We start from the raw sequence: 23,270 nt of genomic DNA, 5'->3' as shown, positions 1-23,270 counted from the left end.
GACGCCTTCGCCGCGCGGGCGTCGCTGTGCCCAGCGCGGAACGCCTCGCCGCGCCGCCAGGCGCGATTGACGCCCTCACCGCCTTCGGCCATGACGGGCGCGGCGCGCCGCTCTGCCGCGCCAGGAGACGCACCGGAAAGCCATGGAGAAGGTCTACAGCGCCGCCCGCGTCCAGCCGGAAGAGCACAGGGACGTCCTCGCGCAGCTCTGGAAAGAGAACCTCGCCCACGGCGAGGTATCGCAGGAGCTCGTGGAGCGGCGGATGCGCTGGTTCCAGGAGCAGAACCCGGCCGGCCCCCCGCGGACCTGGATGGGCTTTCACGGACCGGAGCGGGAGATCATCGGGAGCGGCTCGTTCTACCCGCGCGACCTGGTCGTCGACGGGCGCAAGCTCAAGGCCGGCGTCCTCGGCGACTTCGGCGTGACCAAGGCGCACCGCATCGCGGGGGCCGCCATGAGCATCCAGCGAGAGCTCGCGAGGGGCTGCCGCGACGCCGGGGTCGATTTCGTGTTCGGCTTCCCCAACAAGGCCTCATTCCCGATCTTCCAGCGCGCCGGCTACAAGAAGATCGCCGATTCCATCATCTGGGTCCGGCCCCTCATGGCCGCGTACAAGCTGAACGAGCTCGCGGCCTCGTCGGCAGGCGAGCAGCGGAGCACCGTGAGCGCGGTGGTGCAGCGGATCGCCGAGCGGGCCGCGTCGGCGGTCCCCCACCCTCGCTGGCGCGCGCTCTGGGAGGCGGCGGAGCCGGGCGCCCCGCCCGCCCCGCTCGCGCAGGCGCTGTCGACCGCGGCGGAGCGCGCCGTCCAGCGGGCGACGGTGAAGCCGGACAACCTCCTGGTCCGGGCCGCGGGCAGCGCCCTCGACGCCTCGATGGCGCTCCGGGACACCGCCGCGCTGCTCGCGAAGGGGAGCCGCGTGCGCACCGAGCTCGTGGACACCGCCGATCACCGCTTCGACGGGCTGTGGTCGCGGGCGAAGCCCTGGCCGGTCGTCGGCGAGCGGAGCGCCCGGTTCCTGAACTGGCGCTATGCGCAGCTCGGTAACGTTCGATACCGCTTCTTCTGCATGCTCGACAGGCATGACGGGCGGCTGCTCGGCTACGCCGTCTACTCGGTGCGGAACAACAAGGTCGAGGTCAGCGACCTGTTCTGCGAGGACAACGGCCCCACGTTCGACGCCCTGCTGCTCGAGTTCTGCCAGGCGATGCGGCGGGAGGGGCACGTCTCCGTGGGCATGCTCCTCGTGACGCCCCCTTCGTTCAGCGCCCGCCTGCGGGCGCTCGGGTTCTTCTCCCGCCCCCACCCGCCGGACGTCGGCTCGCGGTGGCTCATCGTCCACCTCGATCCCGCCTTCCCCGACGAGCTGCGGCGCGTTCTGCTCGACGCGGAGAGCTGGTTCATGACCGACGGCGAGCTCGACGTCTGATCGCCCGGGCCCGCGCCTCCCGGGGGATCGCATTGATCCGCTGGACCACCTCCTCCCGCCGGTTACCCTTGCTTCTTCATGGATAACGAGGCGCCGGCCCTGTCCATCGCGCGGCTGCGCTCCGTCTGGGATGCGGAGGTGGGCCCCTCCGCGCGCCGCGCGCTCACCGCGGCCGCTTGCGCAGGGCTGTTCGGCGCGGCGCACGTGGCGCGCGTGGGGTCGCCGCTCGCCCGCGGGCTCGCCGGCGCCGGGCTCGCGCTGCTGCTCGCGGCGATCGCCGCGCGGGCCATCCTCGTGCGCCGGCGGCGCGGCGACGCCCGGCGCACGGTGCGCGAGATCATCGGTCGCACGGACGAGGCGCTCGGCGCCGCCACCCTGCGGGCGCTCACGCTCGCGGATCGCGCCGCGGCCGACGATCGGGTCGGCTCGCCGGAGCTCGCCGGCCTGCACCTCCGGCGGCTGCTCGGCCGCGCCTCGCAGGCGCGCGTCGTCGAGCGCGCGCGCCAGGCGGCGACGCGGTGGGCGAGCGCGGGCCTCGCCCTCGGCGCGGCGGCGCTCGCGGCGGCGGCGATCGAGCCGTCGCGCGTCGTCGAGGGGCTGGACGTCCTCGCCGCCCGCGGCGGCGAGGCTCCCCTCGATCTGCCGTGGATCGAGGAGGTCGAGATGACGGCGGCGCCGCCCGAGTACCTGCACCAGGGCGCGGAGGAGCTCCTGCCGTTCGCCCCGACGATGCAGCCCCGAGGGACCGTGATCACGGTGCGCGGCCGCCCCGTCCGCGCGGGGCGCGCGCTCGTGCTGACGGACGGCGGCGCCGAGGTGCCGTTCGTCGACGACGGCAAGGGCAGCGTGGTCGCCCGCTGGACGCTCGGCGCGTCGACGACCCTCCAGGCGGCCGCGCGCTTCGGGCAGGTGCGCGTCCGGCAGGCCGACGCGCAGCGCGTCGTGTCGATCCCGGACGACGCGCCGCGCGTCACGCTCGAGGGCGCGCCGCGCACGGTGAAGCTCCTCGACGAGCCCAGCATCCCGCTCCGCTACGAGATCACCGACGATCACGGCCTGCGCGAGGTCGATCTCGTCCTGCGCGCCGGAGCGAAGGAGGAGCGGCGGGTGCTCTCGCGGCCGGCGGCGGACGCGAAGGTCGACCGCGGAGGCTACGAGCTCCGGGCGCGCGATCCCTTCTTCCGCAGGACGTACGTGCCGGTCGAGGTGCGGATCGAGGCGCGGGACAACGATCCGATCGAGGGCCCGAAGTGGGGCAGGAGCGAGGCCATCCTGGTCATCCCGCCGCAGGTGGGCGAGCCCGAGGCGCGGCGCTACGCCGCGCTCGTGAAGGCGCGCGACGCGCTCACGGATCTGCTCGCCGACCGCATCGGCCAGCGGACGCCGGAGGCGGGCGGCGCCGCGGCGCACGCGGCGCACGAGGCCGAGGTGCAGGCGACGGCCAGGGCGGCGGTCGAGGCGGCGCTCGCCGCGGATCACGGCGGGCTGCGGGTGCGGGGGCGCATCGCGTCGCTCGCCCGAGGTCAGCTGGCCCGGCTCGACGCGGCGCTCGCCGCCGAGCGGAAATCGACGACCCGCGCGGCGCACCAGGGGCTGCTCGACGAGACCGAGGGCGCGCTGCTCGCGTTCGACGCCGGCCTGCGCGGCCTGGGCCACCGCGACGCCCGGGCCGTCGCGCAGCGGCTCGCCGACGTCGCGGACGAGGCGGCGGCGGCGGCCGAGCTCCTGGGCAACGGCGACCGCGAGGGCGGCGAGGTCCGCCTGGAGGCGGCCGTCGCGGTGCTGGGCGGCGGGGGGGTCGAGCTCGGCAAGCTCGGCGAGCTCGGCCTCGACCTCGGCGAGATCGTCGCGAACGACCTGCGCAGGATCGCGCGCGCCCGCGGCGCCAGCGACTGGCTGCACGCCGAGCTCTCGGCGCGCGACCTCGCGGCGCGGCTCAGGCGGCCGGAGCCTTCGTTCGGCGGCGGCGGCCGCGGCGGGGTGGAGTCCGGCGCGCCGCGCGGGCCGGACCCCGGGGACGCGTCCAACGCCGACGAGAGCGTCGCCCAGAGCGAGCGGGATCTCGAGGAGCTCGCGCGCGATCACGCCGCCGAGACGAACGCGGTCGCCGAGGAGCTCTCGCGCGCGTCGCGGCCCGAGGACATCGCGGCGCTCCGGGAGGAGGCGAAGAAGCACGCGGAGGCGATCCGCGAGGCCGTGCGGGACCTGCCGCAGCCGGGCGCGGCGCCGGGCTCGGCCGAGGCCGCCGCGGCGGCTGGCCGGGAGCAGGCCGAGGCGATGGCCGGCGCGCTGGAGCAGGGCCGCCCCGAGGAAGCGGTGACGAGCGGCCGGGGCGCGATGCGCTCGCTGGGCGACGCGAAGCGGCTCGGCGCGCAGGCCGGCGGCTTCTTCCCGGAGGAGCGCGCCGCGCGCGAGGCCGGCGAGGCGCAGCAGGCGCTCGCCGAGGAGCTGGCCTGGGCCGAGGAGGCGCTGCGCAAGCTGCGGCAGGCGGCGGCGGAGCGGGCGCGGGACGGCCTCGGGAAGTCGAGCCAGCGCGAGGGGTCGCTCGCCGACCGCGCGCGCGCTCTCCGCAAGCGGGGCGAGCGCGGCGACGGCCGCATGCCCGAGGAGATGCTCGATCGCCTCGACGAGGCCGAGCAGGCGATGCGCGACGCCCAGCGCGCCCTCGCCGAGGGAGACGGCGAGGGCGGCAACGAGCGCCAGCGCGACGCGCAGCGGCTGCTCGAGATGTCGCGCAGCGAGGACCAGGGTCAGGACGGCGACGCCGAGTCGGAAGGGGATCGGAACATGGCGAGGAAGGCCGACATCCCGGACAAGGACAAGCACAAGGGCCCCGAGGAGTTCCGCCGTCGCGTGCTCGAGGGGCTCGGGGGGACCTCGGAGCCGCGGCTGCGAGGGGCGGTCAAGCGTTACGCCGAGGGGCTCCTGAAATGACGCACGCAGGCGGCAGGGCGGCCACGGCCCGGCGCGGGGCGGCGGCGATCGCGAGGCGCGGCCTCCGGGCGGCGATCCTCGCCGGGCTCGCGACGGCGTCGGCGACAGCGTCCGGGCGCCTCACGGTCGGTGATCTCGATCGCGCGGCGCGGGCCCGGGCCGCGATCCTGGAGATCGACGTCCCCGCGGCGCGGGACGCCCTGAAGGACGCGGATCCGGCGGACCTCGCGCTCGCGCTCGAGCGCGGCCGCCTCGCCATCTACGAGGGCGACTGCGACGCCGCCTCGGCGATCCTCGCGCGCCCCGATCTCGCGGCGACGGCCGAGGGCGCGGCGCTCGGGGACATCGCGCGCGGCTGCGCCCGGGCCACCGCGGCGACCGTCGTCGTGAACGACGAGGAGCGCGGCGTCTGGGTGCGGCTCCAGGACGACGACGATCGCGCGCTCGTGCCGCTCCTCGTCGACGTCGCGGCGAGGACGCGCGACGTGCTCGCGAAGGACCTCGGCGTCGAGCTCCTCCGGCCGCTGCGGATCGATCTCGTCCGCGATCAGTTCACGCTCTCCGCGATGACGGGGCTGCCCGAGGAGGCAGCGCGGACGACGGGCACGGTCGCCATCGCCAAGTGGGGGCGGGTGACGATGCTCTCGCCGCGCGCCACGCCGAGCGGCTACCCCTGGCTGGACACGCTCGCGCACGAGATAACGCACCTCGCCCTGTCGCGCGGGACGCGCGACAACGCCCCGCTGTGGCTGCAGGAGGGCGTGGCCAAGCGCGAGGAGGTCCGCTGGCGCGAGCCCGACCCGCTGGACGACGTGCCGTCCGCGGACGCGATCGCCTTCCTGGGCATCCAGAGGGGCCTCGGGCGTCCGCTCGACAAGATCGGCCCCTCGATCGCGATGCTCCCGAGCGCGGAGGAGGCGGCGGTCGTGTTCGCCGAGGTCGCGAGCTTCATCCGTTACTGGACGAGGGAGGCGGGCGACACGGCGCTGCCGCAGCTCCTGCGCCGGCTCAAGGACGCGAGTAGCGACGCGGACCTCGAGCGGGCGATCGCCGAGATCTCCGGCGCGGACCTCGCGGCCTGGGACAAGCGCTGGCGCGCCTACCTCGCCAGCGTGCCGGCCGACGTGCCGCCCGACCTCGCGCCCGGCGCGGACATGCCGCACCGGCAGGAGGTGAGCAAGCGGGTGCGGCTCGGCCAGCTGCTCCACGACCGCGGCCACCACGCCGCCGCCGCGGTCCAGCACGCGCGCGCGCAGGCGCTCGCGCCGCACGAGCCGGCGGTGCGCTGCTTCCTCGCCGCCGCGCTGCTGGCGTCGGGCGAGCGCGCGAGCGCCTCGCCCCTCGTCGAGCGGGTGGAGGACGTGCACAGCCGCTACGGCCGGTGGTGGTCGCTGCACGGGCTGCTCCACGGAGGCCCCGACGGGGATCGCGCCTTCTCGGCGGGCACGGCGCTCGATCCGCTGAACCCCGACGTGGCCTGCGAGGAGAAGCTGCCGCCCGATCTCCCCGGCGATCCCCTCCGTTCGGCCCTCTGCGAGGCCGCGCGCCGCAGGGCGCGCTAGCCCGCCGCCTCCGAGATCAAAAAAAAGACGGCGAGCCGAGGAAATAGCGCCGCTCGACGCAATGGCGCGCGAGCGGCGGTTTGTTCGCGAGGGCGCCCGCTCCGGATTCCGTCGCGCCGGCGCGCGCTCCTAGGGTGCGCGGGATGCCGAACCCTGGTCGCATCCCCTTGATGATCGCGCTGGGCCTCGCCCTGCCGGCCCCGGCCTACGCCGACGGCGCGCAGCGCGCGCCAGAGCCGCGCGTGCACGGCGAGTTCAGCGCGTCCTCCGTGCTGGCATTCGGCCTGACACCGACGGCGGGCCTCGGCCTCTCGCCCGCCGTCGCGCTCCGCTGGTCCGACATGTCCATGTCGCTCGAGGCGCGGGCGCTCGTCGCGCTGGGCGGCCCTCCGAGCGATCTGCCGAGCGTCGGGCCGCGGCGCATCAGCGCCGGCCTGGGGGTCATGTCGCTCTGCAGGCACCGGGACGACGTCTTCCTGTGCAACGTCTTCCAGCTCGGCGCTGTCCGCGCGCCCGTCCCGGAGAGCGTCACCCAGACGGAAGACGGCATCCTCTGGCTGCTCACCTCCGGCGCGCGCGGCGGCGCCGAGTGGCGCATCGCGCGGCACCTCCAGCTGCGCAGCTTCCTCGAGCTGCACCTCGTCCTGGCGCGCCCTCTGCTCTCGGCCGGCCCGGCCGGGAGGTGGAAGACCTCGTCCGTCGCGGCGATCGCCGGGATCGGCCTGACGTTCCCGGTGGACCCGGGGTGAGGAGGTCGCGCGCTCAGCGCGGCCTCAGTGCTTCGCGCGGAGCGCGCGCGCCAGGGTGTTCCTGCCGACGCCCAGCCGCTTCGCCGCTTCCGTCTTGTTCCCCTCGCACGCCCGGACCATCGCCTCGACGTAGCGCCGCGTCACCTCGTCGAGGGTGAGCCCGAGCGGCAGCGCCACCCGCGCGTCGCCCTCGGGCGCCGCGGCGGCGTGCGGCGGGGCGCCTTCACCCCGGCGCGTCGGGAGGTGCCCCGCGGAGATGCGGCCGTCCGGCGCGAGGGCGATGGCGCTCTCGACCCAGTGCTCGAGCTCGCGCACGTTGCCCGGCCACGTATGAGCGCGCAGGTGGCGGAGCGCGTCCGGATCGAAGCGCGGCGACGGCCTGCCGTACCTCGTCGCGTAGACGTCCGCGAAGTGCCGCGCCAGCGTCTCGACGTCGTCGGGGCCGCGCTCGCGCAGGGCCGGCAGATCGATCTCGACGACGCGCGCGCGGTAGTAGAGGTCCTTCCGGAAGCGCCCATCGGCGACGGCGCGCTCGAGGTCGCAGTGCGTGGCGCACACGACGCGCACGTCGGCGCGGAGCGACTGGCGGCCGCCGACGCGCTCGAAGGAGCGGTCCTGCAGGAAGCGAAGGAGCTTGCCCTGGATGTCGAGCGGCAGGTCCCCGAGCTCGTCGAGGAACAGCGTGCCGCCCTCGGCGAGCTCGACCTTGCCCGGCACGCGCCGGTCCGCGCCGGTGAACGCCCCCCGCTCGTGGCCGAAGAGCTCGCTCTCGACGAGCTGCGCCGGCAGCGTCGTGCAGTCGACGGTGACGAAGGGCCTCGTCTGGCGCCGCGAGTTGACGTGGATCGCCCGGGCGAAAAGGCTCTTGCCGGTGCCTGTCTCCCCGCGGAGCAGCACGGTCGCGTCGGTCTGGGCCGCGAGCTGGACCTTCTCGTACACGGCGGCCAGCCGCTCGCTCCGGCCGACGATCCGGTTGAACGGCCCCTGCAGCACGACCCCCGGGCCGCCGCCCTCGGCGGCGCGGAGCGTCGTCAGCGAGAGGGCGCGGGCGAGCTGCGTCGCGAGGGCGACGAGGTAGCGCTGGTCCTCCTCGTCGAAGGGCGCGCCCGCGCGGTTCAGCAGCTGGACGACGCCGCGGACCGGCGCGGCGCCGTCCTCGCGGATGGGCGCGACGAGCATCGAGCGCGTCGTGTAGCCCGTCGCCCGGTCCGCCGACGGATCGAAGCGCGGGTCGCGCGACGCGTCGTCGACGCGCACGACCTGCCCGGTCGTGGCCACGTGCCCGGCGATGCCGCGCTCCAGCGGCTGCCTGAGCGAGGGGAGCTCGGGCAGCAGGGCGACGCGCGTCACGAGATCGCCGCGCTCGGCGTCGACGAGCCAGATCGTCGCGCGGTCGGCGCGGAGCGCCTTCGCGAGCCGCTCGCACGCCGTGCCGAGGAGGGCGTCGAAGTCGACCTCCCGGGCGAGGAGGGAGGCGAGATCGACGAGCAGCGAGAGGCGCGACATGGATAGCGGAGCAGCATCCAGCATAGAGGGCGCCGCGCTTGTCGTCATCCGCGTCATCACGCGGCCCGCGCGAGGGCCTCTACGTGGATGCAGAGCCCCTCGCGCGCGGCGACCGATCCAGCGAAGAGCTCGCGGGAGAGGCGCTCGATCTCGGCGACGCCGGCGTCCGTCCGCTGCGGGTCGTGATGGAACAGGACGAGCTTCCGCGCGCCGCACGCCCGCGCGATCTCCGCGCCCGCGACGTACGTCGAGTGCCCCCAGCCGACCCTCGAGCGCCCGCCGTCGCCGCGGTACTCCTCCGGGGTGTACTGCGCGTCATAGATGAGCACGTCGGCGCCGTCCGCGAGCGCGCGCAGCGCCGGATCGACGCAGGCGTAGTGCTCGGTGTCGGTCGCGTAGACGACGCTGCGGCCCTCGTGCTCGACGCGGTAGGCGAGGACGCCGCCCGGGTGGTTGAGCTTGGCGATCCGCACGTGGACCTCGCCCACGTCGAACGCCTCGCCCGGCCGCGCCTCCCGCACGGCGATCTGCGCGCAGAGCTCGTCCATGCGGACGGGGAAGCTCGGCGCGGCCATCTGCGTCGAGAGCACCTCGCGGAGGCTCCCGACCCCGTGCGCGCTGCCCACGATCGACAGCCGCGAGCTCGGCAGGTACGCCGGCACGAAGAACGGCAGCCCCTGGATGTGGTCCCAGTGCAGGTGCGACAGCAGCACCGTCGCCTCGACCGGTCCCTCCCGGAGCAGCGCATCTCCGAGCTTGCGTACGCCCGTCCCTGCATCGAGGATGATCCGCGACGATCCGCAGCGAACCTCCACGCAGCTTGTGTTTCCGCCCACCGCAGCCGTCTCCGGCCCAGGCGAAGCGATGCTCCCGCGAACTCCCCAGAACGTGATCTCCATCGTTGTTGCGAGCCTCCTCGCCCCGCTTCAGCGAGCGGCGTGCCAGGACGCAGGCCCTTGAAACCGCTCCGCTTTTCTGCTGCGCCCGCGGAGGTCGATCGAAGTTGCAGCGCGAGGCCCGGATCGCCGCTTCAGAATGGAGCGCGTCGAGGGGACGGCCCGCGGGCCCTCGCGCCCCCATTTGCGCGGAGCGGCGCTTCGCGATTGACGCGCTCGCAGCGACGTGGAGAAACGTGGGGCGCGGGGGACGGGCCTGGCGTCGCGCCTCGGATCGCGCTGTGCGTCGCGTCAAGGCTGAGCTCCCTCGCTGGCTGGGGACCGCGCCGACGCTGGAAGGTTCGTCTGACCCGAGCGTTGACCAAGGTCCTTCCTGAGGCCTAGCATTCCTGCACCGCTCTTTTCCCGCATCGTTCCCGCATCGTTACCGCTGCTCCGCACAATGACCGTTGCCACCTACGCCGCCGCACAGCTGTTGCGGGTGCTTCCGCGAGAGCGCATTACCCGGGCCGTTGGCCGCCTCTGCGACGCCAGGGCACCCGCCGCCGTCTTGAACACGGTGGTGAAGCTCTACGCGCGCGCGTACCGCGTCGACATGGACGCCGCCGAGGTGCTGACGAGCCCTTACGAGAGCTTCGACGCGTTCTTCACGCGCAAGCTCCGCGAGGGGATGCGCCCTGTCTGCTCCGATCCCGGAGCCATCACCAGCCCTGCCGACGGCCGGGTCGAGGCGCTCGGCCCCGTGACCGAGGGCGGGCGGCTGACCATCAAAGGGCAGCCCTACCGCGTGGAAGACCTCGTGGGCGACCCCGCGGAAGCCACGCGTTATGACGGCGGGCAGTTCGCGATCGTCTACCTGTCGCCCCGCGACTACCACCGGGTCCATTCGCCCGTCGCCGGGCGGGTGAGCCTCATCCGCTCGATGCCGGGGGAGCTGTTCCCGGTGAACGCGATCGGCGAACGCCACGTCCCGGGCCTCTTCGCGCGCAACCGGCGCGTCGCGATCGTGATCGACACGGAGCGCCAGGGGCGCGTTACGGTGGTGATGGTGGGCGCGATGATCGTCGGACGGATCACGGTGAGCGCCGTCGACGCGCGCGACGTGCCGCTCGGCGTGCACACGATCTCGCCGGCCCTTCCGGTCGCGTGCGGCGAGGAGATCGGCAAGTTCCACCTCGGATCCACCGCGGTCATGTTCGTGGAGCGCGGGGTGGCCCCGCCCTGGAGCAGGGCGCCTGGGCCGATCCTCTACGGCGAGCCGCTGGACGGAGGGGGCCAGCGATGACGAGCGAGCGGCCGCGCAACCCCCTGGCTACGCCCGCCCAGGAAGGCGGCGCCTCCGGAGAGCCCGGCGCGCCGCTGCCGGGCGAGGCAGGGAACGCGGCCGCACCGGCGCCGCAGGGAGAGCAGGGCTCGCTCCCCGCGCGCGCGTCCGCCCCACGGCCCGAGCGCTCGCCCAGCGCGCGCCCGCAGCTCGCGACGACGACGCCGCTGCCGCGCCTCGATGTCATCGCGGGCATCGCGGACGGGAGCTCCGGCGGGCAGATCGCGGAGATCCCGGACCTCGATCTCGACCCGCGGATCGCCGGACCGCCCACGGAGCGCTCGCGGCACGGCGCTCCCCTGCCGACGAGCTCCAGCTCCAGGCGGTCCTGGCAATCGCTCGCGACGGAGGTGGAGCGGGCGGCGGAGGTGGAGCGCGGCGAGGGCGCGAAGACCGGGCGACGGCGCTCGCGGCGGCTCGTGAACGTGTCGGGAGACGCAGCGCAGCAGGGCGACGATCAGGTCACCACGCACGACCGCGCCACCGTGCCCGAGGATGCCGCGGCGCAGCGCTCGCGCGACGAGGCGGACGACGACGGGTGGCCGAGCGCCTCCGAGAGGCGCCCCAGCTACCCGACGCTCGAGGCGCCCAGGCATCCCAGCGAGCCCGCGCTCGATGGATCCAGGCCCCCCAGCAAGCCGGCGGCGGCGACGGCCGCGGCGACGAACCTGGCCGAGCTGGTCGCGCCCCGTGCGGTCCCGCGCCCGTCGCCGAAATCCTCGAGCATGCCGCCGATGCCGGCGCCGAGCGGGCTCATCATCGATCCCGATTCGGTCGCGGTGATCCGGCCGCTCCAGATTGTCAGCATCGAGTCGGACCTGCCGCCGGTGCCGCCGGTCACCTCGGCCGCCGAGCCCGCCAGACCGCCGCTCTTGACCGATCCGGCGGAGCACGAGTGGCCGCCGCTCCAGTTCAGGATCCGGCCGGACGACGTCCCGACCGGGATGGGCCTCGACTCGTTCCAGGAAGGCCTCTCCGAGGGCCCGCCGACGGCGCGCGACGCCGCCTTCGACGCCCTCCAGCCGGCGCCTCGAAGGCGGTCCAGGAGGCAAACCTCGGCGCCGGAGATCGACGCGCGCCCCTTGGACTGGCCGCTGGGGGCGGGCGCGGACGAGGTCGCGGAGGTCGAGCCCGAGTCCGAGCCCGTCGACGAGGCGAAGGCCGAGCTGTCCGGCGCTCCTCCCGCGGGCGGCGAGGGCCAGCAGGCGCAGGGCGACGCGACGCGCATCACCGTGCCGCCGAGGAGCACCGAGGTCGAGCTCGAGGAGGTCGAGCCCGAGCGCGACGCCGAGCTCGCCGACGCGGGCTCGGCCGCGCAGGCCGATCCGCACGCCGCGCACCCGAAGAAGCCACCGCCGCCTCCCTTGCCGCCGCGGCGCCCGCGCGCGCAGGCGCTTGCATCGCCGGATCTCGCGACGTTCACGAGCTCGGTGCCGCCGCCGCCCGCGTCGGCGCCGCCCGTGTCGGCGCCTTCGTCGCACGGCGAGCCGTCCGCGTCCGCGCGGCCCGCCGCTCCCGCCGCGGCGCCCGCGGCGAAGCAGGCCGAGCACGATTCCGGCCCGTCGACCGAGCCCGCCGCGCGCCGGAAGCGCCCGTGGTGGGAGGAGCTCTTCGGCGACGACTTCCTGCGCACGCTCGACAAGATCGACAGCAAGGTGGTTCGCCGCGAGGTCGATTTCATCGAGGAGCGGCTCGGCGTCGAGAAGGGCGCGGTGATCCTCGATCTCGCGTGCGGCGCAGGCGGCCACGCGATCGAGATCGCCAGCCGCGGCTACAGCGTCGTCGGCTACGACCTGTCGCTCGCCATGCTCGCCCGCGCCGCCGACGAGGCGCAGGATCGCGGCCAGAAGCTGAACTTCCTCCAGGGCGACATGCGCGAGATGACGTTCGAGGAGACCTTCGACGGCGTCTACTGCTGGTCGACGAGCTTCGGCTACTTCGACGACGAGAAGAACGCGGATGTCCTCGCCCGCATCCGCCGCGCCCTCCGCCCCGGCGGGATGCTCCTGCTCGACATCGTCAACCGCGACTATGTGGCGTCCCGCCAGCCGAGCCTCGTCTGGTTCGAGGGGGAGGGCTGCGTCTGCATGGATGAGATGCACGTGGATTTCTTCACGAGCAGGCTCAAGGTGAAGCGCACCGTCATGTTCGAGGACGGCCGCTCGCGCGAGCTCGACTACTCGCTCCGCCTCTACGGCCTGCACGAGCTCGGCAAGGTGCTCCACGAGGCGGGCTTCAAGGTCACCGAGGTGACCGGACACCCTGCGCACCCCGGCGTCTTCTTCGGCTCCGAGTCGCCGCGGCTCATCGTCCTTGCCGAGCGGAGCTGAGGCGCTAGGGCTCCCCGCGAATGAGCTTCGAGGCCGCGATCGCGCGCGCGCTGCCGGGGATCCCGCGCAGCGCCTCCCCCGTCGATCAGATCGCCTACGCCCGCGATCTCTGGCCGCGGCACCACCTCGCGGTGACGGAGGGCCGCATCGCCGAGCACCGGCCCGGGATGATCGTCTGGCCGTCCTCCGCGGAGGAGGTCGCCCAGGTGGTGCGCTTCTGCGCGGACGAGGGGCTCCCGCTGGTGCCTTTCGGTGCGGGCTCGGGCGTGTGCGGCGGCGTCTTGCCGGACGAGCGCACGGTCGTGCTCGATCTCAAGCGGCTCTCTCGCCGCCGCTCGCTCGATCGCCAGGCCCCCTCGGTCGAGGTCGAGGCCGGCGCGCTCGGCATCCGCTTCGAGGAGGAGCTCAACGCCGAGGGCTTCACGCTCGGCCATTTCCCGTCGTCCATCCTCTGCTCGACCGTCGGGGGCTGGGTCGCGGCGCGCAGCGCCGGCCAGTGCTCCGGGCTCTACGGCAAGATCGAGGACATGGTCGCGTCGCTCGAGTGCGTCGTCGGCCGCGGCGAGATCGTCCGCTTCGATCGGCGCGCGCGAGGCCCGGATCTCACGCCGCTCCTCATCGGCAGCGAGGGCGTGCTCGGCGTGGTCACCGCCGCGACGCTCCGGCTGCACCCGGCGCCGCCGGCGCGCGCGTTCGCCGCGTTCTCGTTCCCCGGCGTCGAGGCCGGATGGGACGCGATGCGGACGATGTTCCAGGCCGGCCTCCGCCCGGCGGTCTCGCGGCTCTACGACCCGTTCGACTCCTTCATGGCCCGGCTGGGCGCCGTGCGCCGGCAGCGCGCCCACGCCGCCGCGGCCGATGAATCCTCCGAGGGGGCGGCCGCGCGGGGGCACGGTGCCCGCGGCCCCGGGGCCGGCGCCGCGGTGCTGCGCGGCCTGCTGCGCGCGCCGGGGCTCCTCAACCAGATCGTCGACGGCGTCGGGTCGCGCGTGCTCCGCGGCGCGACGCTCATCCTCATCTTCGAGGGCACGGCGCGCGCGAGCGCGGACGACCTCGCCCGCGCCGCGGCGATCGCGGAGCGCGGCGGGGCCAGGCCGCTCGGCGAGGAGCCCGCGCGCCACTGGCTCGCGCACCGCTACAGCGTGAGCTACCGCCAGGCGCCCGTGTTCATGGCCGGCGCGTTCAGCGACACCATGGAGGTCGCCGCGCCCTGGTCGCGCCTCGACGGGCTCTACCGCGCGGTGCGCGGCGCGCTCGGGCGCCACGTGTTCGTGATGGCTCACCTGTCCCACGCGTACCCGGACGGCTGCAGCATCTACTTCACCTTCGCCGGCAGCGCTCCGAGCGTCCCGGCGGCCGAGGCGAAGTACGACGCGGCCTGGCGGGCGGCCCTCGACGCAGCGATCGACGCCGGCGGGACGCTCTCGCATCACCACGGGGTCGGCCGGAGCAAGGCGCCGCGGCTCGGCGCCGAGCTCGGCCTCGGCGCCGACGTCATCCATGCGCTCCGCGGCGTCTTCGACCCCGCCGGCGTCATGAACCCTGGCAACCTGCTCCCGCGCGAGGCGTCCTCCGCCGCGCGCCGCCCGCTGCCGCCGCCGCCCGCGGCGCCTCTGCTCGACGGCGACTCCATGCTCGTGCACGCCGCCGGTACCGCTCGCCTCGGCGAGATCGAGCGCGCCCTCGAGCAGCGCGGCCTCACACTGGCGATCGACTTCGGCGCGACCTCGCCCGAGCTGACGCTCGACGCGTGGATCGCGGCGGGCGCCCCCGGCGCCCCGGATCCGTGGAGCGATCCGGTCGATCACCTCGTCGCCGGGTTCACCGCGCGGCTCGCGTCCGGCGCCGAGCTCGCGGTGCGGCCCGCCCCGCGGCGCGCGGTGGGCCCGGATCTCTTCGCGCTGTTCCTCGGCGTGGGTGGGCGCGTCGGCGCCATCACGTCCGCGCACCTCCGCGCCCACGGCGCGTCGCAGCCCCGCGCCCTGCCGACCGCGCTGCCGAGGCAGCCGTCGCTCCGCGACGACGAGGCGGCGTGGCTCGACGCGGCGGTGAGCGCCGCCCGCGGCGTCCGCTGAGCGCGGTCGGCGCGTACGGCGCTCAGCCGGGAGGCCAGGCCATCGGCCTTCCACCCATCACGTGGACGTGGATGTGGAAGACCGTCTGGCCGGCGTTCGCGCCGCTGTTCACCACGGTCCTGAAGCCGCTCTCCGCGATGCCGGTGAGCTCCGCGACCCGCCGCGCTGCGAGGAGCAGCCGGCCGAGGACGGCCTCGTCCTCGGGCGTGGCCTGGGCGATGCCCGCGATGTGGCGCTTCGGGATGACGAGCGCGTGCGTGGGCGCCTGCGGGTTCACGTCGTGGAAGGCGATGACGTGCTCGTCCTCGAACACGACCTTCGACGGGATCTCCTTGTTCGCGATCTTGCAGAAGATGCACATGGCCGCCTCCTACTCCCAGGGTGCTTGCGAGTCACGCCGCGCCTGGTCACGCGGCAGCGCCCTGGTCCCGGGGTCCGGCTCTCCCGGCTCCCCCTCGCCAGGAGGCTCCAGCGCTCCGCCAGCCTTCCCCTCGGGCAGCAGCCGGGCGAGCGCGCGCTCGATCCGCGACGTGTCCGCCGGCTCGGGGAGGAGCGCATCCGGCAAGGCGGCGCCTGTCGCCGAGCTCGGCGCGGCGCCCCCGCCGCCCGGCTGCTCGGCCCGCGGGACCACCCCGCGCGCGACAGCGATGCGGAGCACCGCGAGCTCCAGGGCGTCGAGCGCGGCGGTGCGCTTCAACCCGAGCGACGGCACGTCGTAGGTGAGCAGCGCGCCGCCGCTCGCGGCGGGCGCGAGCCCGGCGCGGTCCGCGCCCGCGACCAGCTGCCGCACGATGCTCCTGAGCAGCGCCGCCCGCCGCCGCACCCGGCGCGCCTCCGGGTCGGCGTACAGCGAGAAGAAGCGGTTTCGCGAGAAGGTCGACGGCGCCAGCACGAGCGCGACGAGCAGCGCCTCCAGATCGACGGGCGGCGCCCCGCTCTCGATGGACGGCGCCCCCATCACGTGGCGGGCTCCAGCGCGGGCCCCGAGAGCCCGCCACGCCGCAGGAGCTCCGCCTGGCGGTGCGTGCGCAGCGCGCCGATGAGCTCGTCGAGGTCCCCTTCGATGATCTTGTCGAGCTTGTGCAGCGTGAGGCCGATCCGGTGATCCGTCACGCGGTTCTGCGGGAAGTTGTAGGTCCGCACCTTCTGCGCCCGCTCCCCCGTGCCGACCATGGTCCTTCGCTCGGCGCTCTGGGCCTCCTCCTGCCGGCGCTGCTCGAGCTCGAGCAGCCGGCTCCGGAGCACCTTCATCGCCTTCGCCTTGTTCTTCAGCTGGGAGCGCTCGTCCTGGCACTTCACGATCATGCCCGTCGGCAGGTGCTTGATCTGCACGGCGCTGTTCGTCGTGTTGACGCCCTGGCCGCCGGGGCCGCCCGATGCGGCGATCGAGATCTCCAGGTCCTTGTCGTCGATGTGCACGTCGACCTCGTCGGCCTCGGGCAGCACGGCCACGGTCGCGGTCGAGGTGTGGATCCGCCCCTGCGTCTCCGTCGAGGGGACGCGCTGGACGCGGTGGACGCCGCCCTCGTACCGGAGGTGGGAGTAGACGTCCTGCCCCGTGATCAGCGCCGCGACCTCCTTGTAGCCGCCGGCGGAGGCCTCGCTCAGGTTGAGCACCTCGACCTTCCACCGCTTCGTCTCCGCGTAGCGGCAGAGCATGCGGAAGAGATCGGCGGCGAAGAGCGCCGCCTCCTCGCCGCCCTCGCCGCTGCGGATCTCGATCACGGTGTTCCGCGTGTCGTTGGGGTCCTTCGGCAGGAGGAGCACCTCGAGCTCGCCGGCGAGCCGCTCGCGCTCGATCTCGAGCTCGGGCAGCTCCGCCTGGGCGAGCTCGGACAGGTCGGGATCGCTCAGCGCCTCGCGATCCTCGGCGATGCGCCGCTCGACGTCCCGCAGCCGGGCGAAGGCGACGACCACCGGCTCGATCTCGGTCCGCTCGCGGTTGAGCCGCTGGAGCTCGGCCGGCGCGGAGAGCACCGCCGGGCTGCACATGAGGTGCTCGAGTTCCTGAAAGCGGCGCTGAACCGCCTCGAGTTTCGCGATAGGTAGCATCTGCAATCCGAAGACGACGCGGGGTTGGACGGCGGCGAGGGGCCCGGCGGAGCCGGCGCGCGCTAGCCGTGAGCGCCTGCGTAGCCGGGGTCGGCCAGCAGCTTGGAGTAGTCGGCGAACACCCGATCGGGCTGGACAGGAGCGGCCACCGAGGCCTCGCGCCAGAGCGTCGCGCGGAGCGACGCGAGGGCGATCTCCAGCTGCGCGTCGTCGGGCTCCGCCGTCGTGATCTTCTGGACCAGGAACCCCGGCCAGAGCAGCGCGCGGAGCGGGCCGGTGGTGCAATAACGCGCGAAGATCCGCTGGATCTCGAAGGTGACCGCGGCGATCAGCGGGAGGAACGGCAGCTTCATCAGGAAGAACGTGACGCTCTCGACGAGCCGGCCGCCGGGCAGCTTGGGCAGGAGCGCCCCGAGGGACGCCCCGGCCACCGAGAACACAACGATCGACACGAGCGCCACCATGACCAGGAACGTCGTCCCGCAGCGGGGGTGCATGGCCGTCTTCCGGCGCGCGTTCTCGACCTCGAGGAGCTCGTGCGCCTCGTAGGTGGAGATCGCCTTGTGCTCGGCGCCGTGGTACTGGAAAACGCGTCGAACCTCGGGGATCTGGCGGATCAGCAGGAGGTAGCCGACGACGATGGCGAGCTTCGCCACGCCGGTGATCGCCTGGAACGCCGGCGACGTGACCTCGAGGCCGAGGCCCAGGAGCTTGTTGACCAGCTCGGCGCCGGCCTGGGGCGCCGCCACGAAGAGCAGGACCGCGAAGAGGATCGGGATCATGCCCATCCCTCCTCCGCGCTTCTTCCCCTCTGCGCCGCCGCCCGGCGCGGGGCTGCCCGTGACCTGCGCGGGCTCCACGTCCTGCGCAGCGATCGCCGCCATGCTGAGCGCCAGGGAGGTGAGGTTCACCCCGCCCGCCTGCCCCGCGCTCGGGCGCTTCGACTCCGGCCCCTTGGCCGAGCCCGCCTCCTCGGCCGAGAGATCTTGCTCGTAGAGGTCCGCGGACCAGCGGAGCGCCTGGGATCCCAGGCGGAGCGACTCGACGAGCGTCGCGACCCCCCGCACGAACGGCCAGGTGCGCGGCCCCTTCGAGACGGCGGTCATCGGCTGCTCGCGCACGACCAGCTCTCCCGAGCGGCGCCGGCAGACGATCGCGACCGAGCTCGGCGACCGCATCATGACCCCTTCGATGACCGCTTGGCCGCCGATATACGGACGTGCAGGCTGATCGCTCATACGCGTTCCAATCTAGCGCATAACACGGCCAGCGCATCGGCCCGACCGACGAGCGCTGCACAGGTGAATGTGCCGACGTCGTCGGGTTCGCCTTCGCGTCCGGGTCCGCGTACGCCGCGCGCGACGTCTCGGCCGCTCACGTTCCGCGCAGGGCCAGCGGGCTCCAGGCGAACGAGCCCATCCGCCACGCCCTGGGCGGGCGCGGCGTGACGGGCGAATCCGGTGAAAGAAGGGAGTTCGGGGATAGAGGGACGATCGGCCCGGCTACTTGCCTGCGGTCGCGTACTTCTTGCGGAAGCGGTCAACGCGGCCGGCGACGTCCATGATCTTGTGCTTGCCCGTGTAGAACGGGTGGCAGGCGGAGCAGACGTCGGTGGTGAAGCTGCCGCGGGTGGAGCGGGTCTCGACGACGGCGCCGCACGCGCAGGTGATCGTGGAGGCCTTGTACTCGGGGTGGATGCCGGGCTTCATGGTGAGTCCTTCGGGTGTTGCGAGGGAGGGCGCCTATAGCTCAGCGCGTCTTGGACCGCAAGAAGCCCCTCGGACGCGCCCGCTCTTCTATTCTCTCGTCCGGTTCAGGTCCGGCCCGCTCGGCATCGTCTGCGATCGTTTGCGCCGCTAGCGATGCGAAGCGCGGACACCTCAGGTGCGGCGCGACCGGGCTCCGGTCAAGGTCCGGGCGGCCCCAGCCCGCGCGCACGGCAATTGCTAGAGGCGGCGTTGACGCTCGGGCGCACATGGTTAGCTTCGCGGTCGCGAGCCAGCGAGCTCGCGAAAACTCGGCGAAAGTATCCGGATTCCCAGCGGTTTTTGACGGCTCTGGAGCGGTGGCTCGCGGCAGCTGTCAGCTGAGCCCTGCTGGCCGGTCGGGTCTTCTCGCCCCCCGTGGCCATCAGGCCGTCGCGCAAACAGTTCTCGGAGGGTTCAACGTCATGGGCAAGATCATCGGCATCGATCTCGGCACGACCAACAGCGTCGTCGCGGTGATGGAGGGCAAGGAGCCCAAGGTCATCGTGAATGAGGAGGGCTCGCGCCTCACGCCGTCCGTCGTGGCCTGGGACGACAAGGGCGAGGTGCTCGTCGGGCAGATCGCCAAGCGCCAGGCGGTCACGAACCCCACCAACACCATCTACTCGGCCAAGCGCTTCATGGGGCGCCGCTACGAGGAGGTGCAGGAAGAGGCGAAGCGCGTCCCGTACACGGTCAGCAAGGGCAAGAACAGCGACGCCTCGATCGCGGTGCGCGGCAAGCAGATGTCGCCCCCCGAGGTCTCCGCGAAGGTCCTCCAGAAGCTGAAGAAGGCCGCGGAGGACTACCTCGGCGAGAAGGTCACCGAGGCCGTCATCACCGTGCCGGCGTACTTCAACGACTCGCAGCGCCAGGCGACCAAGGACGCGGGCCGCATCGCCGGGCTCGACGTGAAGCGCATCGTCAACGAGCCCACGGCCGCCGCGCTCGCGTACGGGCTCGACAAGAAGAACGAGCAGGTCATCGCCGTGTACGACTTCGGCGGCGGCACGTTCGACATCTCGATCCTCGAGGTCGGCGACAACGTCGTGCAGGTCATCTCGACCAACGGCGACACCCACCTCGGCGGCGACGACGTCGACCACCTCGTGATGGACTGGCTCGCGGCCGAGTTCAAGAAGGACACCGGCATCGACGTCTCGAACGACAAGATGGTCGTGCAGCGGCTCAAGGACGCCGCGGAGCAGGCGAAGATCGAGCTGTCGAACGTGCAGGAGACGACGATCAACCTGCCGTTCTTGACCGCGGACGCCTCGGGGCCGAAGCACCTCCAGAAGCAGCTCACCCGGGCGAAGCTCGAGCAGATGATCCGGCCGCTCATCGACCGCACGCTCGAGCCGACCCGCAAGGCGCTCGCCGACGCGAAGAAGTCGCCGCAGCAGATCGACGAGATCGTCCTCGTCGGCGGCTCGACCCGCATCCCGCTCGTGCAGGAGACGGTCAAGAAGTTCTTCGGCAAGGAGCCCCACAAGGGCGTGAACCCGGACGAGGTCGTGGCCGTCGGCGCCGCGGTCCAGGCCGGCGTGCTCTCGGGCGACGTGAAGGACCTCGTGCTGCTCGACGTCACGCCGCTCTCGCTGGGCGTCGAGACGCTCGGCGGCGTGATGACCGTGATGATCTCGAGGAACACCACGATCCCGACCCAGAAGAAGGAGATCTTCTCGACCGCGACCGACAGCCAGCCCAGCGTCGAGGTCCACGTGCTCCAGGGCGAGCGCACCGAGGCCCGCTACAACCGGACCCTGGGCCGCTTCCACCTGGAAGGGATCATGCCGGCGCCCCGCGGCGTGCCGAAGATCGAGGTGACGTTCGACATCGACGCGAACGGCATCCTCTCGGTCCACGCCAAGGACACGGCCACCGGCAAGGATCAGCGCATCACGATCACCGCGTCGGGCGGCCTGAAGGAGGACGAGATCAACCGGATGGTCAACGAGGCGGCGGCGCACGAGGCCGAGGACAAGCGCCGGCGCGAGGAGATCGAGCGGCGCAACAAGCTCGATAACCTCTGCTACACGCTGGAGAAGACGATCAGCGAGAACAAGGACAAGCTGCCGGAGGGCGACGTCTCGGCGCTGAACGGGGTCATCGCCGAGGGGCGGTCGGCCATCGAGAAGCAGGACGACGCGGCCGTGAGCGCGGCGCTGGAGAAGCTCGAGAAGGAAGCGCACCGCATCGCGAGCGTCATGTACGAGAAGGCCGGCCCGCCGCAGGACGGCGGCGGCGCCGCGCCCGGCGGCGCGCCGGGAGGCCAGCCGCCGCCCCCCGCCGGCGGCAAGGGGAAGGATTCGGTCATCGACGCGGAGTTCGAAGAGTCGAACTGATCGCCGCGAGGAGCCCGCTCCTCGACGGTGTGCGACGAGCGCGGATCCCTCCGCGCGCGTTCGCCGAGCGGCAAGCGCCAAACGCCAAACGCAACGAGCGCGGATTCGTCCGCGCTCGTTCGCATTTGGAGCGACCGCCGCGCGCTATGCGGCGCACGCGGCCGTCGCCTGCGCGGCGCGCTCCTTGTTGGGCGTCGACTCGGATGTCCGGGAGCCGTATAACCGGCGCTCATGCGAACTCTCCTGCCGATCGCCCCCCTGGTCCTGATGGCCGGTTCCCTCGCCTGCGGGCCGTCCCCCGCGCCTGTCGCGCCGACAGCAGGACAAGGCGAGGTCAAGGCCGGGCCTGCCCAGGTCGCCGCCGGCCCAGCGTTCGATCTATCCCCCGTCGCCGAGCCGGCCGACATCGTCGGCGTGCTCCGCTGGAGCAACCCCGCGGCGACGCTGTCGAGCATCGCGACGTGCGCGGGGCTGCCTCCGGCGCTCGCGGAGACGGGCGCGCAGGCGTTCTCCTCGGGTGTGCTGGGCGAGCTCGTGAGCCCTTCCATCGACACCGACCAGCTCGCCGCGGTGCTCGCGCTCGACGCGCCGGTGCACCTGATCGTCGCGCTCGATGACAGCTCGAAGCGGGGCAAGCCCGTGGCGGCCGTGTCGTTCGGGCTCACGTCGCTCGAGCGGGCGAGGGGCGCGCTCGAGGCGGGCGCCGCGCTCACCGAGGTGAAGCCCGGCATGTGGAAGATCGGCGGCAAGGAGCCCTCGTCATCGAGCTGCTTCCTCGCCGCGTCCGCCGGATCGGCGCCCGCGCGGCTCCTCTGCGGCGATCGGGACCGCGACGTGACGACGCTCGGGCCGTACCTCGCGCGCACGCTGCCGACGCTCGCGCCCGAGGCGCGCGATCTCCACGGCGAGGTCCGCTTCGTCCCGCTCAGCACGAAGTTCGGCGGCATGGCGAAGCAGCAGCTCGGCGGGCTCCCTATCCTCGCGCAGAGCCAGCTCTCGATCGGACAGCCCCAGTTCGATCGGGCGCTCACCGACGCGACGACCGCCGTCCAGCAGGAGCTCGAGGCGCTCATCAACGACGCGAGCAAGGCGGTCGTCGATCTCCAGGTCGACAACCAGTCCTGCGTGAGCCTCACGGCTGCCCTGGAGCTCCGGGGCCAGTCGTCGTGGCTCGCCAAGACGATGGCCGACGGCGCGAACCGCGCCGGGGCCGCGCCGGAGCTCTACTGGCGCGTGCCGAAGGACAGCGCCGGCGCGTTCTTCGACCACGGCTACGACCCGGCGCACTACGGCGGCATCCTGAAGACGCTGCGCGAGATGCTCGAAGGGTGGCTGGAGAAGGAGAAGATCGGCAACCCCGCCGATCGCAAGGCGCTCGCCGGCGTCCTCTCGCCGCCTATCAACAGGGGGCCCAGCGTGTCCGCCCACGGGTACGTCGACGCGCCTCCTGCCGCTGCGCAGGCCGGGAAGCCGACGCCGAACGAGGCGCTCGACAAGATGATGGGGGGCTTCGTCGGCTGGAACCTGTTCGGGTTTGAGGAGGCGCCCGACGCGATCATCAAGTACGTGAAGAACGCCGTCACCGCCTACAACACGCCCGGGCTGCGCAAGCGGCTCCCGGAGATCGACGTCAATCCGAAGGATCTGCCGACGGTCAAGACGGTCCAGGCGCCGAAGGAGCTCGGGAAGACGTCCCTCGCCGTCGAGGTCCAGCTCGTCCACGAGCTCCCGCCGCTCGACGGCGACGCGAGTTCGACCCCCGCCGCCAAGGGCAAGCAGAAGCCCAAGCTGACGATGACGCTCCACCTCTTCGTCATGGGTGACGAGAAGACGACGTGGGTCGCGTTCGGGCACGACAAGGGCGAGCTGCTGAGGCGGCTCGCCACGGTGAAAGCGGGCGCGCCCGCCGCGGCGACGCTCGCGTCACGTCCGGGGCTCGAGAAGCTGAAGACCGGGAAGTTCGCCTCGGGTGGATTCTCGACGCTCACCCCGATCACCCGCACGCTTCAGAGCGTGCTCACGACGCTGGACCAGCCCGGCGCGTCCCCGCTGGCGCTGCCTAGGGAAGCCCGAATGTTCGGCGAAGCGCTGGCAAAGCTCCCCCACAAAGGGGAAGGGCTGATGTTCATCACCACCCAGCAGCAGGGCGGCGCCGCGCCGCGGGCCGAGATCTCGATCAACGTGTCGAAGCCCGTGCTCGAGGACATCGGCGCGCTCGTCGCGGCAGGGTTTCGAATGGCCGGCATCACGAAGCCATAGGCTCGTGGATGCGCTATCACCATAGCCAGTAGCCTGGCGCGGCCGCTCCTGCTCGGTCGTGTTT

Annotated in this window: 16 protein-coding genes; 9 read left to right on the top strand and 7 right to left on the bottom strand. The window is 73.3% G+C overall.

Annotation, left to right across the window (positions count from 1 at the left end; genetic code table 11):
• The first annotated feature begins 142 nt into the window (after positions 1-142).
• The 4 genes from WMF44_RS48245 (at position 143) to WMF44_RS48230 (ending at position 6,674) form a co-directional block, all read left to right on the top strand.
• Positions 143-1,429, top strand: a complete 1,287-nt coding sequence (locus tag WMF44_RS48245; RefSeq protein ID WP_437296793.1) for a GNAT family N-acetyltransferase — start codon at positions 143-145, stop codon at positions 1,427-1,429.
• Positions 1,430-1,507: 78 nt separating this feature from the next.
• The gene (locus WMF44_RS48240) at positions 1,508-4,363 is read left to right on the top strand and encodes a DUF4175 family protein (protein ID WP_437296792.1); all 2,856 of its coding nucleotides are present in this window, start codon (positions 1,508-1,510) and stop codon (positions 4,361-4,363) included.
• A complete protein-coding gene (locus WMF44_RS48235) occupies positions 4,360-5,925 on the top strand; it encodes a hypothetical protein (RefSeq protein WP_437296791.1) in 1,566 nt (521 codons plus the stop codon). The genes WMF44_RS48240 and WMF44_RS48235 overlap by 4 nt, the downstream gene beginning before the upstream one ends.
• A gap of 143 nt (positions 5,926-6,068) precedes the next feature.
• The gene (locus WMF44_RS48230; RefSeq protein WP_437296790.1) at positions 6,069-6,674 is read left to right on the top strand and encodes a hypothetical protein; all 606 of its coding nucleotides are present in this window, start codon (positions 6,069-6,071) and stop codon (positions 6,672-6,674) included.
• A 24-nt stretch (positions 6,675-6,698) separates the two neighbouring features.
• Here WMF44_RS48230 and WMF44_RS48225 read toward each other — a convergent pair whose 3' ends face one another.
• Both WMF44_RS48225 and WMF44_RS48220 read right to left on the bottom strand, forming a co-directional pair.
• On the bottom strand, positions 6,699-8,180 hold the full coding sequence (locus WMF44_RS48225; RefSeq protein ID WP_437296789.1) for a sigma-54-dependent Fis family transcriptional regulator: 1,482 nt from the start codon (positions 8,178-8,180) through the stop codon (positions 6,699-6,701).
• Between the two features lie 56 nt (positions 8,181-8,236).
• Positions 8,237-9,079, bottom strand: coding sequence for an MBL fold metallo-hydrolase (locus tag WMF44_RS48220; RefSeq protein ID WP_437296788.1), 843 nt, complete (start codon positions 9,077-9,079; stop codon positions 8,237-8,239).
• Between the two features lie 439 nt (positions 9,080-9,518).
• Between WMF44_RS48220 and asd the strand changes: the two genes are divergently transcribed.
• The 3 genes from asd to WMF44_RS48205 are packed head-to-tail and all read left to right on the top strand — an operon-like array spanning position 9,519 to position 14,805.
• Entirely contained in the window at positions 9,519-10,361 is an 843-nt protein-coding gene (asd, locus tag WMF44_RS48215; protein WP_437296787.1) for an archaetidylserine decarboxylase, read from the top strand.
• Positions 10,358-12,730 (top strand): methyltransferase domain-containing protein, encoded by a 2,373-nt coding sequence (locus tag WMF44_RS48210; RefSeq protein ID WP_437296786.1) that lies wholly within the window; start codon positions 10,358-10,360, stop codon positions 12,728-12,730. Before asd ends, WMF44_RS48210 begins: the two co-directional genes overlap by 4 nt.
• Before the next feature lie 20 nt (positions 12,731-12,750).
• On the top strand, positions 12,751-14,805 hold the full coding sequence (locus WMF44_RS48205; protein WP_437296785.1) for an FAD-binding protein: 2,055 nt from the start codon (positions 12,751-12,753) through the stop codon (positions 14,803-14,805).
• A 22-nt stretch (positions 14,806-14,827) separates the two neighbouring features.
• On the opposite strand, the gene WMF44_RS48200 is transcribed toward WMF44_RS48205, so the two are convergent.
• The 5 genes from WMF44_RS48200 to rpmE form a co-directional block, all read right to left on the bottom strand.
• Positions 14,828-15,166 carry a histidine triad nucleotide-binding protein gene (locus tag WMF44_RS48200; RefSeq protein ID WP_012241641.1) on the bottom strand — a complete coding sequence of 113 codons (339 nt, stop codon included), beginning with the start codon at positions 15,164-15,166 and terminating at the stop codon, positions 14,828-14,830.
• A gap of 9 nt (positions 15,167-15,175) precedes the next feature.
• The gene (locus WMF44_RS48195) at positions 15,176-15,763 is read right to left on the bottom strand and encodes a hypothetical protein (protein ID WP_437296784.1); all 588 of its coding nucleotides are present in this window, start codon (positions 15,761-15,763) and stop codon (positions 15,176-15,178) included.
• Positions 15,763-16,857, bottom strand: coding sequence for a peptide chain release factor 1 (prfA, locus tag WMF44_RS48190; protein WP_437296783.1), 1,095 nt, complete (start codon positions 16,855-16,857; stop codon positions 15,763-15,765). Before prfA ends, WMF44_RS48195 begins: the two co-directional genes overlap by 1 nt.
• A gap of 62 nt (positions 16,858-16,919) precedes the next feature.
• Positions 16,920-18,095 carry a DUF1385 domain-containing protein gene (locus WMF44_RS48185; protein WP_437296782.1) on the bottom strand — a complete coding sequence of 392 codons (1,176 nt, stop codon included), beginning with the start codon at positions 18,093-18,095 and terminating at the stop codon, positions 16,920-16,922.
• 264 nt (positions 18,096-18,359) lie between these two features.
• A complete protein-coding gene (gene rpmE, locus WMF44_RS48180; RefSeq protein WP_012241637.1) occupies positions 18,360-18,566 on the bottom strand; it encodes a 50S ribosomal protein L31 in 207 nt (68 codons plus the stop codon).
• A gap of 461 nt (positions 18,567-19,027) precedes the next feature.
• On the opposite strand from rpmE, the gene dnaK reads away from it, so the two are divergent.
• A complete protein-coding gene (gene dnaK / locus WMF44_RS48175; RefSeq protein WP_437296781.1) occupies positions 19,028-20,947 on the top strand; it encodes a molecular chaperone DnaK in 1,920 nt (639 codons plus the stop codon).
• Between the two features lie 231 nt (positions 20,948-21,178).
• A complete protein-coding gene (locus tag WMF44_RS48170) occupies positions 21,179-23,206 on the top strand; it encodes a hypothetical protein (RefSeq protein WP_437296780.1) in 2,028 nt (675 codons plus the stop codon).
• The last annotated feature ends 64 nt before the right edge of the window (positions 23,207-23,270 follow it).

This window comes from Sorangium sp. So ce426 (genome assembly GCF_051475585.1).
Classification (GTDB): domain Bacteria; phylum Myxococcota_A; class Polyangia; order Polyangiales; family Polyangiaceae; genus Sorangium; species Sorangium cellulosum_B.
Note: the sequence above shows the minus strand (reverse complement) of the source record. Positions and strands in the feature narration are given on the sequence as shown.